Origin of the sequence: Streptomyces sp. NBC_01497 (assembly GCF_036250695.1) — a bacterium.
Lineage (GTDB): Bacteria > Actinomycetota > Actinomycetes > Streptomycetales > Streptomycetaceae > Streptomyces.
The window spans coordinates 371,198-383,934 of the sequence record NZ_CP109428.1 but is presented as its reverse complement, the minus strand read 5'-3'; the positions used below and the strand labels follow the sequence as shown (position 1 = coordinate 383,934).

The 12,737-nt window shown below is 63.9% G+C and carries 9 protein-coding genes and 5 pseudogenes; 7 read left to right on the top strand and 7 right to left on the bottom strand.

Annotated features, from left to right (window positions below):
* Nucleotides 1–18 precede the first annotated feature (18 nt).
* On the bottom strand, nucleotides 19–561 hold the full coding sequence (locus OG310_RS37725; RefSeq protein WP_329460705.1) for a VOC family protein: 543 nt from the start codon (nucleotides 559–561) through the stop codon (nucleotides 19–21).
* A 780-nt stretch (nucleotides 562–1,341) separates the two neighbouring features.
* Between OG310_RS37725 and OG310_RS37720 the strand changes: the two genes are divergently transcribed.
* Nucleotides 1,342–1,632: a hypothetical protein gene (locus tag OG310_RS37720; protein ID WP_329460704.1), complete on the top strand. Its 291-nt coding sequence runs from the start codon at nucleotides 1,342–1,344 to the stop codon at nucleotides 1,630–1,632.
* Nucleotides 1,633–3,468: 1,836 nt separating this feature from the next.
* On the opposite strand, the gene OG310_RS38810 is transcribed toward OG310_RS37720, so the two are convergent.
* Complete coding sequence (locus OG310_RS38810; RefSeq protein ID WP_443078963.1) at nucleotides 3,469–3,879, bottom strand: peptidase inhibitor family I36 protein; 411 nt, start codon at nucleotides 3,877–3,879, stop codon at nucleotides 3,469–3,471.
* A 506-nt stretch (nucleotides 3,880–4,385) separates the two neighbouring features.
* Here OG310_RS38810 and OG310_RS37715 point away from each other — a divergent pair.
* Nucleotides 4,386–5,240 (top strand): annotated as a pseudogene (locus tag OG310_RS37715) (IS5 family transposase).
* 52 nt (nucleotides 5,241–5,292) lie between these two features.
* Nucleotides 5,293–6,272: pseudogene (locus tag OG310_RS37710) on the top strand (transposase family protein).
* 312 nt (nucleotides 6,273–6,584) lie between these two features.
* On the opposite strand, the gene OG310_RS37705 reads toward OG310_RS37710, so the two are convergent.
* Together OG310_RS37705 and OG310_RS37700 are read right to left on the bottom strand one after the other, a co-directional pair.
* Nucleotides 6,585–6,848, bottom strand: a complete 264-nt coding sequence (locus OG310_RS37705) for a transposase (protein WP_443078962.1) — start codon at nucleotides 6,846–6,848, stop codon at nucleotides 6,585–6,587.
* A pseudogene (locus OG310_RS37700) lies at nucleotides 6,831–6,923 on the bottom strand (transposase family protein); the annotation flags it as partial. The pseudogene OG310_RS37700 and the gene OG310_RS37705, both read right to left, overlap by 18 nt.
* Nucleotides 6,924–7,003: 80 nt before the next feature.
* Between OG310_RS37700 and OG310_RS38805 the strand changes: the two are divergent.
* Together OG310_RS38805 and OG310_RS38800 are read left to right on the top strand one after the other, a co-directional pair.
* Nucleotides 7,004–7,480, top strand: coding sequence for an IS5 family transposase (locus tag OG310_RS38805; RefSeq protein WP_443078950.1), 477 nt, complete (start codon nucleotides 7,004–7,006; stop codon nucleotides 7,478–7,480).
* Nucleotides 7,387–8,043 (top strand): transposase, encoded by a 657-nt coding sequence (locus tag OG310_RS38800; RefSeq protein ID WP_443078961.1) that lies wholly within the window; start codon nucleotides 7,387–7,389, stop codon nucleotides 8,041–8,043. The genes OG310_RS38805 and OG310_RS38800 overlap by 94 nt, the downstream gene beginning before the upstream one ends.
* Nucleotides 8,044–8,059: 16 nt before the next feature.
* Here OG310_RS38800 and OG310_RS37685 read toward each other — a convergent pair.
* A pseudogene (locus OG310_RS37685) lies at nucleotides 8,060–8,223 on the bottom strand (IS5/IS1182 family transposase); the annotation flags it as partial.
* A gap of 1,233 nt (nucleotides 8,224–9,456) precedes the next feature.
* On the bottom strand, nucleotides 9,457–10,116 hold the full coding sequence (locus OG310_RS37680) for a TetR/AcrR family transcriptional regulator (RefSeq protein WP_329460703.1): 660 nt from the start codon (nucleotides 10,114–10,116) through the stop codon (nucleotides 9,457–9,459).
* 502 nt (nucleotides 10,117–10,618) lie between these two features.
* Here OG310_RS37680 and OG310_RS37675 point away from each other — a divergent pair.
* Nucleotides 10,619–11,436, top strand: a pseudogene (locus OG310_RS37675) (IS5 family transposase).
* Nucleotides 11,437–11,491: 55 nt separating this feature from the next.
* Nucleotides 11,492–12,341 (top strand): IS5 family transposase gene (locus tag OG310_RS37670; RefSeq protein WP_443078949.1). Its coding sequence is split into 2 segments (ribosomal slippage): nucleotides 11,492–11,977 and nucleotides 11,979–12,341, totalling 849 coding nucleotides; the frame shifts between segments, so codons are not numbered across the junction.
* 46 nt (nucleotides 12,342–12,387) lie between these two features.
* Here OG310_RS37670 and OG310_RS37665 read toward each other — a convergent pair.
* Nucleotides 12,388–12,570, bottom strand: coding sequence for a hypothetical protein (locus OG310_RS37665; RefSeq protein WP_329460702.1), 183 nt, complete (start codon nucleotides 12,568–12,570; stop codon nucleotides 12,388–12,390).
* Between the last annotated feature and the right edge of the window lie 167 nt (nucleotides 12,571–12,737).

Below are 12,737 nucleotides of genomic sequence, written 5' to 3'. Positions count from 1 at the left end.
ATCCGAGGGGAACACGCGTCAGAAGGTGAACCGCCTCAGTAGATGGCGGCCATCCCAGTCGTAAGCTGCGGCGCGCACCCTGCCGAAGAAGGACGTGTACAGCACGTTGTCCTGCTGCACTTGAATCCCAAACCCTACAGTCCCGCGACCGTCGTGGATGGCCATGTCTATCCCTGGGCCACGTCCGCGGATCACGCAGGGCGCACCCGCCTTGTGCAGACGATCCGACTCGGCGACCATGTCGTCGACTACGTAACACATATGATGTGGCCCCTGTCCCCCGAGCGACTGGTAGCGGGGCAGGGCCTCCGGCGGATCCAGCGCGCTGATGGACTGCAGCTCTACAAACATCGGACCGTGGGCTGCATAGGCGCTCTCTTGACGCACCCTGACGCTGCAGCCGTCCACAGTCAGCTCTTCAAATGTCATGTGGGGGAGCGTCAGGAATGGCCCAACCCCCAGAGCGATGTACCAGCGTTGTGCCGCGTCAGCGACATCGTCCACCAGATACGCCAAGTGGTGCGGCATCTGCGTCCCGAACTTCAGGGCGCTGCGTCGCATATCGATCCTCCCCTCCAATGCCCCGCGCACGTTCTAGAGGGCGCGCAAGACTTCCAGGCCGGAGTTGTCAACGCCCAGAAAAAGGCGCCCGCCCAAGGTGGCTTCTCACCCTGCAGACGTGCGCGCCTTACTAGCGACCGTGTACCCGAAAGAGCTACCCAGCTTCCTTCAGCAGATGGAACCGTTCAATGGCAGGCACATCACCCTCACCAAGATTGGAACGCATCGTAGCTATCCTGATCGGTCGTCAGCATAGCGCGTCCAGCGGGACTGATGCGAACTACGGTGGCTGGTGCGGTACCCACCAACTTCCCTCTTCGTTAGGGTGTGTTAAGGGTAGTCGCATTCACCTCCCAGCCGAGCTCCTCCTCAGCGCCTCGCACACCACCTTGACCGTGCCGGGGATGGTCTTGGTTTCGCGTCTACCGCCCAGCCGCTGAAGGCGACCCAAACACGTTTGAGAGTCGCCCCGGGAAGTTGTCTTTGCCCATCTAGCGATGGCGCCGGCCTTAGCGGTCACCCGCCCTCTGGGCTCGCCACAGGGGTCACAGTCTCGGGCCTTCTAGCTACCTGAGTCTGAGATTCGTCATTGGGTATAAGTCGTCCGGGTCCGAAGATCCTGCCGTTGTCGGTCACTGATGTCTAGCGGGCGGCGTTGGGGGCTGGTTACGTTGCCGCACAACGGGCCCAGCGGTCGGAGACCGTACTCGAGTGTGCCGACAGCCACTCGATCATGGAGGCGTCCCGCTGGTTGCGGATTTCCCCTGACGCGATCCGCGCGTGGCGGCGCTTCATCGAGCGGGGGTGGACGGCCTGTGTGATGACCCGCGGTCAAGTGTCCCGCTGGAAAACACCGATGCCGACGTCGACTGGGTCATCGTCAAGACGCTGGAGGAGTCACCGACGAACGCGACCCGCTGGTCGACCTGGTCGATGGCCGCGGCCACAGGCACGGGCATGTCGCAGTGGACGGTCTCGCGTATCTGGCGGGCGTTGTCCTGGCACCGCACCGGTCGCCGACGTTCAAGCTGTCCATCGGTCGCCCCCGCTCGGTTCACGGCGGTGGCGTGATGATCGCCCTTGCCGACGTCCAGGCCCACTATGAAGCACTTCCAGCAGCACTGAGCCTTATCGAGACCCCTTGTAGCGATCTTTGATGCGTGGTCGGTTTGTATTGACGAACCCGTGCGTGAAACGTGGCGGTAGCAGCGGTGCCCGTTGCGTACCAATGCCACGCGGGAACCAGGAAACGATCACAAGGACAGCGAAACTACAACCGTACCGAAGGAGTAGCCGCTGTTCGCTTCTGCGTCCGGTGCCGTGCCTGATCGATGATGCAACAATCGTTTAGCCGATCCTACGCAAGGATTCACATCTACTCGAGCGGGCCGCCGGCAGCCTCAGGATCCTGACAAACCCCCTCGCGGACTCCTTGCCCTTCTGCGCGGATCACGAGCACTTTCCGCGCCCCCTCCTGCACCCTGTGACTGTGCTTGAGATTCGAAGACGCTCAGCGCCTGAGGCCTGACTTATTCTGGCTTGGCCCCGATACGGGGCCGGCCGGACGCACAGAGGACTTCGTAGTCGCATCCTCGCGCGGAATTCCACCCAAATTATTCACGGGGCCGGCGAATCGGACCGCCTTTAGCTGTTCTTTGAGGTTCGCCGATTGAGTGACGTCTCTGATATCACTGGACCCCGGCCTCGTTCTTTCCACTGCAGCGCGGACTGCGTCAACATCCTGACCGCTGCTGGGGCCTCCTTCAAGGGAAGCTCTGCGGGCGGGGTCGGGGACTGCTGGTAGAGGTTTTCCCTCATCGACCCCCGGGAATGGCGACCACTCAAAGGAACGCTCGACGGGAGAATTTTGCGATCCCCTTGACCTCCAAGGCGCATTCTGTGCAGTCTCATGGTTTTTTGGGGCGGAAGGCTGCGGGTAGCTCGCCACCAGCCGTTTTTGCTCTTTATCATGACTAGACTTGGAAATTTTCTCAGCCCGTTCATTCGCCAAATTCGCTACCCTTTTAAGGGTGCCAACTGCGGCGTTTCGCCAGGCTCCGTCTACCTTTCGAGAAGTCGCTTTTGCGCGCTTAGACAGGGCCTGCGTTAGCCTACCTATTCCCAAAAGGATAGGCCTGCTGACCTTCCCGGCGTTCTCTGCACTTTCTCTCGCCTTACGCCCGAGGTCTCTCCAGAAAGTCCCCCGTTCGAGGCTGTCTCCTGCACTGTTTGCAATCCTGGCCGCCGACCGGAAGGCCCGAGACGCCGGAGTCGAGTCAACTGCCGGGCCTCTTGGAACTGGCTCAGCAAAGGCTGCGTTGGCGTGCTCCTCAAGTTCCCTGCTTGCGTCGAATTGAGTGGCGTCCCCCGGACGCCACGCAGAATAGAGTTCAGAATATTGATTAGGAGGACCTTCGTCGTATTTAACGGGCTTCCTCCAAGACTGCCCACCAACCGGATCTTCAGACGAGGATGCAAAGACCTCCTTTCGAGTGTGGGAATACCCGTACGGCCGATCATCCTGATCCATTCGCCTCTCCTACCTATAGGGGTTAGTCAGCTGCAGGCAGCCTCGCAAAGTGCATTTCTCAACAGTGGGATCGGTAGCCTTTCCGGCAGGATCAATGGCTGGTTTACCTTGCCGAGCTTCCCGCTGACGCCGAGATCCGCCCTACCCTCTTGGCGCTTTCCCCGGCCGAGGATGACAGCGGCCAAATAATACTGTGATTCTAAAGTCCTCGGATTTCCCTGCGTCAATAGGACTACGTCATCAGGGCCGCCATTGACTTCACAGGTGTTTCATCGAGAGTGGATGCACGCACTAGTCGTCACCGACCCGAAGGACCGCAGGTTTAACCGCCGGTTGATCGATCGAGAGCAATAGATGGAAGAAATTAGTTTATAATCCTACAATACGAATGGGAAGAACGTCTGGGATCCTACCTTTTGGTCGCACTTTCCATCGCTGTCTACATTGTACGTATAGGCTGATGACATGGCGTCATTATCGCTTACGCCCTTCATGGTGTCGTCCATATCCATCCTGCTACCGGGCGCCATGATGATCCTGTAGCTGCGGCTAGAACGGAAATCAGGATCAGCAAAGAGATTCAAGCAGCGGGAGGAGCTGTTTACGACGGAACTGATCGAATCGTTGAGGCTTGCGTTATTGTGATAGTGACTGTTGCGAAAGTCGTGAATGGAGTAGTACGGACCGGATGTCAAACGATCCTGCACCGACATCGATCCCCGCTCCTGGGAATCTTGATAAAAGCAAACCTTACCTATCGGACAAACTGCAGCTGCAGAAGCCGACATCGCGAACCCAGTAACTGCTGTGGCTGACATAAGAGCGGCCGCCACAAGGTACCGAACCTTCACGTCTCCTCCAAGTGCTTCCCAGTGAGCCTATGCATACACCGACGCAGCGCAAGTTAGTTGGGTTCAACCGCCGAGCTCTTCTTGGAGGACCGCAGTCGGCAGAACCGTCAGGCTGCCCGTCTTCACGCGGGAACAGCCGCCTGGTGCCCTGCTCCAAAGGTCACGAGGCTAAGCGTGCTCCCGTAACTCAGGGCAGAGGTCGGTAGGTCACCACAAGCGGATCTGATTGTCCCGTTGCGCCCCAAATCGCGGCCTAAACCGGACCCTAACCAAGTAGGTCGAACCGGACATCGGCAGGCGGTGCCCGGGGTTACGGGACAGCCCTTAGTGTTGCCTCGGGGTGGCGCCGGATTCCACCGCTCCGGGTGTGGACGTGCTGTCGAAGGGACGGGGGACTCCGCTGGCCAGCCAGGTCGGGCAGTTGGACCGTGTCCTATGTGGTGATGTTGGGTATCTCAGTTCAACATCGGAGTTGGATTGCCCCGGGTGGGTTGTGGGCGATGGCGAAGCCCTTCATCCCGTCGTCGAGGATGTGCCCGCAGGGTGGTGGAACGAAGGACACGCCTGATGGGACGCTGTTCGCGGCGGTCGTCTACGTGCTGGTCAGCGGCTGTTTCTGACGGGCCTTACCGCCGTGCTTCGAGGTGTCGAAGTCGACGGCGCATCGCCGCTTCATGATCTGGTCGAGAGTCGGCGTCTGGGGCCGACCTCACGAGGCGGTGCTCCACCGCCTCGACGACGCCGGCCTCATCGATGTCTGGCGTGTCGTGCTGGACTCCGCGCACCTACGGGCAAAAAAAGGGGGCGAACAGGCAGGTCCGAGCTCCGCGGACCGGGGCAAGCCGGGCTCCAAGACGCACACATCCCGTCGGACGCGAACGGACTGCCCCTGGTCGTCGGTGTCTCCGCCGCGAACGTCCACGACAGCCTCGCGGTGAAGCCCATGGTCGCCGGTTACCAAACGAGACGCGACCCCCACCGAGGCCGCTACGTCTAACCTCAGCGCCTGCACGCGGACAAATCCTGCGACATGCCCCACCTGCGGAAATGGTCATGGGGCAAACACATCTGCATCGGAATTGCCAGGGCATCAAGTCCGGCGAACGACCCGGACGCCGAAGGTGGGTCATCGAACGGGCACCATGTCGTGGCTGACCGGCTACCGCCGCCTCAACCACCGCCACGAACGCCACCCCGACAACCACCTGGCCTTCCTCGGGGTGGCAGCCGCCCTCTGCTGCTACAAGCGCTTTCTCAACCTCACCATGCTGGACACGGTCTTTCGAGTTGGTGGGTGATTGCGCGTGTGGTGTTCTCGCTGGTGGGTGGCGTGATCCGGATGTGGTGGTCGTGGTCAGTCGGACGGTTCTCGCGCATCAGGCGTTCGTGGGGGTCTCTCGGGGGCATCTCGCCTCGGTGGTTGAGGAGTTGCCTGGCCCGTGGCAGGCCGTGGTCGAGGGGCGTCGTTATGAGGCTCGCGGCGGGGCCAGGTAGCGCGAGGCAGGAGCGGGTGTCCGGCATCGGCTGGTGTTCGTCGACCGGCTCGTGGCCAGGCTGATTCACTGGCGTCACGACGTGCCGCAGGCGGCGTTGGGGCTGCTGTTCGGCGTCGACCGCTCCACCATCACCCGTGCGATCGGCGAGATACGAGGCTGGCTCGCCGAGCGGGGATGCGCGGTCCCAGACCGGCCCGGCCTGCGGCTGCGGCTGCGGCTGCGGCTGCGGCTGCGGCTGCGGCTGCGGCTGCGGCTGCGGCTGCGGCTGCGGCTGCGGCTGCGGCTGCGGACCCTGGCGGATGTGTTCGCCTACGCCCAGGCCGAAGGCGTCCAACTCCGGTTGGACGCCACCGAAGTCCAGGTTCGCCGGCCCCCGGCGGCGGCAGGCGGGCGTTCGTCTCAGGCAAGAAGAAACAGAACACGATGAAGGCCACCGCCGTCGCCGGCCATCAGGGCCGCACGCCCTGGACCGATGCCCTGCGACCAGGGCGAACGCCTGACACTACCGCCGCACGCAACGAAAGCATCCCTCCCTGCCTCCACCACTTTCGCGACGCGGAAGTCCTCTTGGACGACCGCCGCCCCGGACTCCGTCACAATCATCCGGGCCAAGCGGTGACCCCGCCCCGGAAGGCAAACAAGATCAGTCCGCCCGAGGTCCCCGACGCCCGCCCACAACCGCGACACCAGCACCCCTCGAAGCGCATCACCGTCGAACACGCCCCCGCCGATCACAAACGCTGGAAGCAACCGATCCACCAGACCCACCGACGAGAAAACCCGCCCGCCACCTACCGGGCCAACGCCGGCCCCGACTCCAACCGCAACACCTGACACGTCCCGTAAATGCTCTCTGAGTCGCTGCGGGCATGGTGGGCCGTTATCCGGCCCGGCGGGTTATCCGGCGAGGGCGAGGTTGTGCATCCGGTCGATGCCGAGCCTGGCGTGGTGGACGCCGTCGCGTTTGAGACGGCAGTCGCGGAGGATTGTCCGGTTCTTCATGCGGGCGAACACGTGCTCGACGCCGGCGCGGACCTATTTTGTGGGACGTGTTGTGCGGTTGCTTCCAGTCGGGCAGTTCCTCGCCTGCGCGGCGGCGGTGCGGCATGACGAGCCGGCTGCCCGGATAGCCGCCGACGGCGATTGTCATGGTCGCACTGACGGCGGCCTTGGCGCCGGATTCCTCCCACGCCTTGCAGTAGTTGCGGTTGCCGGGCAGGCGACCACGACGACGAGGCGGGTGTCGGCGTCGATGACGACCTGGTGGTTGGTGGAGTACCGGTAGCTCTTCGACTGCTCGGCAAGGCTGTGGTCGCGGGTGGGCACCGGGGTGCCGTCCACGATCAGCACGGTGTTCTTCGCCAATCGCTTGCGGGGCTGGAGGGCGAACATTGGCCCGAGGTGATCGATGATGCGGTCCGCAGCCGACTTGGAGATCCCCAACAGCGGTGCCAGTTGGCGCACGGTCAGGTTCGTGCGCCAATAGGCCGCAACTAGAGCTTGTCCGCCCGATCATGTGACTGTCTGACTTCTGGCTCGTTGTCCTGGGCATGGGGCGGGGTGACTTGACGGATGCGGAGTGGGAGCGGCTGCGGCCGTTTCTGCCGGTCAGCAACAACCGGTGTGGCCGGTGGCGGGATCACCGGCAGGTGATCGACGGGATCTTGCACCGAGTGCGAACCGGCGTGCACTGGCGTGATCTTCCGGAGAGGTTCGGGCCGTGGAAGACCGTCTACGAACGTCATCGGCAGTGGTCGGCGGACGGGACATGGGAACGCCTGTTGCGGCAGGTTCAGGCCGCGGCCGACGCGGCTGGTGACATCGACTGGGACATTGCGGTCGACTCCACCATCGTGCGTGCGCATCAGCATGCGGCCGGTGCCCGCACCGATCCGCCGCCCGCCCCCTCAAAGGGGGGCGAACAGGCAGAACGCCAGGACGAAACGCCCTGGCAGAGCCTGCACGGCCGGCTGGTGGAGGTGGTGCGGGAGGTGAGGGCCTGGGCCGCTCGCGGGGCGGCTTCACCAGCAAACTCCACCTGAGCGCCGACGGACGCTGCCGCCCCCTGTCCCTGGTTCTGACCGGCGGACAGCGGGCGGACTGCACCCAGTTCGAAGCGGTGCTGGAGAAGATCCGAGTCCCGCGCACGACCGTGGGCAGGCCGCGCGGCAAGCCCGACAGCCTTGCCGCGGACAAGGCATACAGCAACGGCCCCTGCCGCCGGTACCTGCGGCGTCGGGGTATCCGGCACACGATCCCGGAGAAGACCGACAGCCAGGCCGCCCGCCTGCGCAAAGGCTCACGCGGCGGACGGCCACCCGCCTTCGACGCGGAGCGTTACAAGAAACGCAACACCGTCGAACGAGCTGCGGGCCTGGTCCTGCGCGGCACGCGCGAACGCCCCGAACGAGGTCGACGCGGTTCGGGCCCGTTACGGCCTGCCGCCGATCGTTGGCGCGGGGGGAAGCGGGCTGCTGCCAGGCGCGGGCTGAAGGACAACAAGCTCAAACAATCCCGAGCCGTCGCCACGCGATACGACAAACGAGGCTACGTCTACCTCGGCACCGCAACCGCAGCAACCCTCGTCATCTGGCTCCGCACATGATCGCCCGGACAAGTCCTAGCAGTGCCCGGTCCTCCAACGACAGGCTCCACGGCCGACCCCTGCGAACCGCGTCCGCACCCTCACGCCGCCGAACCGTCACCCGCGTCCCGAACAGGCGTGGGCTCAGCGCGGTGAACGGGCTATCCATGACGGCCCCGACGCCGTGGTGACACCAGCCACACAGCAAGATCATCTCACCTGCGACCAGCAGTTATGGGACGGCCCTTAGCTACCGTCAAGCGCAGATTGCGTCGAATTCACATCACCTACCTACCGACCGGACCTCGGGGTTGAACGAAGGGGGAGGACCATGCAGCCCTTGAAGCTGCGGTATGAGCAGCGCAATACCTTTGCCGCCCTTCCGTCACGCAGACGAGCGCTACGCTGCTGTGGCAGCGACGTACCTCAGCCCGGGTAAACTACATACGCCGACCGATGCTGCCACGTGACGGACGGCTATCGGGCGGGACGCGGCCCCCCCTCCCCGCGCCCGCCCGATACTCCGCTATACGTCCGGTGTCGGTTACTGCACCGGAAGCCCTACCGTGCCCAGTTGCCAGCTGGTCCCCCTTGGGGCGCATGTTTTGCAGTCCCAGAGCCGCGCGTTTTTCAAGGCGTCTCCGTGTTGATCACGTCGGACTGAGGTTCGGGGTCGTCTCAAGCAGTACATGTCGCTGATAGGTTGAAGTAGCCCGAGGCGTGGATGGTCGGGCGTTCGTAGCGGATCTGGAAGTGTTTGAACGCGGCGGGACGGTCTGCAAATGACTCCCTGGGGTGGGTGGAGGGCGATGCAGACCTGCGTGACCGCTCGAGCCGCTCACACTCCACCCGGCATCAGAGAGCGAGGCAACTGTCCGCAGGTTGCGGCAGCACCCCCCATACTCGGTCCGGCCTCAGCCCAATCTTCGTCCTGCCGGCCTCAATGGTCCACCGGATTCTGGTGCACCACGGACTGCACCGACGGGCACGGCTGGACCGAGCAGCTGTGACGGCGAGCCGATGCACGTCCAGAGAGCGCAATAGCGGCACGCCGATGATCGACGGGGCAGAGATGCCCGCTCCACCGTCAACAACCAGTCCTGCCTTGCCTACAGCCAAGTCCACCGAGACAGGGCAGAGAAGACCAGCACCGCGTTCTGACAATGGGCCCAAGCCCTCTTCATCCGCCGTGGGATGAGTATCGAACGTGTCCTGACCAATAACGCCGCAGGGTACAAAACCTGCCTCTGACGCAACACTTTGGCAGCTTCCGGAATTACTTGCCGGCCCGGCCCCCGGATCAGCGTGAGGAGTTCGGCTTGCGGGGCACCGCCCAAGCACACGATTGCCGGCCAGCGGGGTAGTCGCGACCACCCGCCAACTTCCCTGCTGCGGCTACTTGCGAGTTGACAGGTCGATCGCCCTCAACAGGCGTCAACTCCCGCCAACGTCATAGACGATGGAGTGGCCTTCGTCCGCAAAGCCCTCGATCCGTTCGAGGGCGGCCCTCAGCGCGTCACGGAGAGGGTTAATGTCGCGCAAGGTTTGGGAGAGCAGCATGCCGCCCTGCATGGCACTGAGGGTGGCGACCGCAAGGGCATGGGGGTCAGCGTCGGAGCGCAGGTCACCGCAGTCGCGCATGGCGCTCAGGCCATCCCGGAAGAGGCCGATCCATCGCTGGTAACCATCGGCAAGGTCCGCACGGGTGGCATCGTCAGATTCGACGAGCTGCCCGGCGAGGGAGCCGAAGTCACAGCCTCCGACGAAGTTGCGACTGCTCTGTCTATCCATAATCATCTGTGCCCATTGGTGCCAGGCGGCGAACGAGTCGAGGTTGCCTAGGGCCGGTGGACACTGAGACGCCAGATTGAGGTCGGCCTGCCAGGCGATGACATCTCTGATCAAGGCCCTCTTGTCAGGGTAGAACCGGCTCACCTGCGAACCACCGACGCCCGCTGCTTTGCGTATCTCTTCGATTCCCGTGTTGGTGACTCCGTCACGCGCGATCAAGTCCGCAGCCGCGGCGAGGATACGCGCGCGCGCGGCATGGTGCTTCACGGTGAACCGTCGTATGTTGCTCCTCGTATCGGCCACGGCACCATGTTAGCCGCGATGGGTGATGTGGCCGCCGCAGAGCAGTACGACGCACAGGGGCGACACGCCGGCGAAAGCCAGACGGACAGGTATCAGTCCTGGCTCGTTGCTCGCGCAAGGACGCAAAACCGCCCCGACGGGAACAGGGGCGGACCAGTCGAGGCGGCTCAGGGCGGACGGAGGGACGGCAGCCTTGCTGCAGGAGGCTCCGCAGGGATTCACTTGATCAGTCTTCCCCACGTGGGACAGATGAGCCCGGTAACACCGTCCCCCTCGTAGCCACGCACTTATGAACGCACGTAGGCTTCCATGTATTCCAGGGTACAGGCGATCTAGATATGCGGCCGGTCACTCAAGGAGCATCCTGCCCTGAGAAGCAGTACTCGGGCAAAGATCGTTGGCGAATACTCAGGGCAGCCGTTGCGGTACCCCCGCCAAGTCGTGCGCTTGTGATCCGGGCCTTAGACAGTGTCCTATGTGGGAGCGTCTCGTTGAGTTGAACATGGGGCGAGGTACGTGGAGTTGGATTGTTCCGGATGGTTTGTGGGAGATCGCGGAGCCATTGATCCCGCCGTCGAAGGTGCGGCCGCAGGGCGGCGGGACGCAGGACACGCCTGATGAGACGCTGTTCGCGGCGATCATCTACGTCCTGGTCAGTGGCTGTGCCTGGCGGGCCCTGCCACCCTGTTTCGGCATTTCGAAGTCCACCGCGCATCGCCGGTTCCTGATCTGGTCGAGAGCCGGGGTGTGGGGCCGGCTCCACGAGGCCGTGCTGGATCGGATCGACGAGTGCGGACTGCTCGACCTCACACGCACTGTCCTCGACTCCGCCCACGTACGGGCTAAAAAGGGGGCGAACTCACAGGTCCGAGCCCCGTGGACCGAGGCAAGCCGGGCTCCACAATGCACGTCTTGTCGGACGCGAACGGGCTGCCCCTCGTCGTCGGCGTCTCCGCAGGCAACACCCCTGACAGTCAGGGCCTGAAGGCGATGGTCGCCGGTCTCCAAACGAGACACGACCCCGAAAACGGCTGGCACTACAAACCCCGCAAGCTCCACGCCGACAAGGCGTACGACCAGCGCGACCTGCGACGATGGCTCCGCGGCAAACGCATCGGCGTCCGCATCGCCCGCAAGGGAATCGAGTCCAGCCAACGATGAGGCCGACGACGATGGGTCATCGAGCGGACCATGTCCTGGCTGACCGGCTACCGCAGACTCAACCACCGCTACGAACGTCATCCCCGCAACTACTTGGCCTTCCTCGGCCTCGCCGCCGCCCTCTGCTGCTACAAACGACTCATTCGGCTCACCACATAGGACACTGTCTTAGAGGTCCTGACAGAAGTCTCGGATGATGTGACTGTCGGCTCGGATGCTCGTTGGGCTGTCCGTGGGGAAGAGAGGGTCGCGTCCGTGGATCGTCTCGGATGAACTGTGGTCGTTGATCGAGCCGTTGCTGCCTGAGCCAGGACCGAAACTCGTGGCCGGCAGGCCGCGGGTGCCGGACCGGCAGGCTTTGTACGGGATCCTGTTCGTGCTGCATACCGGGATCCAGTGGGAGTACCTACCGCGGGAGCTGGGCTTCGGCTCGGGCATGACGTGCTGGCGGCGGCTGGCAGCGTGGAACGAGGCCAACGTCTGGGACAGGCTCCACCTCGTGCTGCTGGCCAAGCCCCGGGCGGCGAAGCAGCTCGACTGGTCTCGGGCGGGGAAGCGATTCCTCCCATGCCCGGGCCGCCCGACGGGGCCCAAAAGCGGTCCCAGCCCGGTCGACCGCGCACGGCCCGGCAGCAAGCACCACCTCCTCATCGACGGCCAGGACACACCGCTCGCGGTGTCCCTGACCGGCGGAAACCGTGGGCGACGTCACCCACCTCACGCCCCTGCTCGCCAAGATCCCACCTATCCAGGGCCTCGCGGGACATCCCCGTCGCCGCCATGACGTCCCGCTCGGCGACCGCGGCTACGACCACGACAAGTACCGCCGCCTCGTCTGGGCTCAGGGCATCAAACCGGTCATCGCCCGCCGCGGCATTCCACACGGCTCCGGCCTCGGTGCTCAGCGCTCGGTCGTCGAGCGCACGATCGCCTCGTTCCACGGCTTCCGACATCTGCGTATCCGCTGGGAACGACGCGACGACATCCACGAAGCCTTTTCCTCGGCCTCGCCACCTGCCTCATCACCCACCGCCACATCCAACACCCTTGTTAGGACCTCTTAGGTTGCCTCCAGTATCCGACTGTGCCGCTGCCCACTAACGGCAGAGTTCAGCTGTTGATCGAACCCATGATGGCGGCGTTGGTGTTTGCCCGCCGCCGCGCTGCCCGGTCCCCGGCGCGCTGCGCCTCCTCAGGGGTGGCCCCCCGGGCAACCGCCTCCATCATGGCCTGTGCACGCCGGGCCTCTGCTTGTTCGGACTGCCTGCGCTTGAGCTTCCCAAAGAAAGACATGTCCGCCTTCTGCCCCAGGTCACGGACCAGCAAACGATGGGCCACGACATACGTTTGGACAGTAGAAGTGGGGCGCGCGTCGCCGCCCCACAATCGACGTCGCCTGTTGGGGTGCGCCGCGAGAGTGGAGCGGTGGCCTATTTCGGCCAGTCCGGAAGATCGCCCCG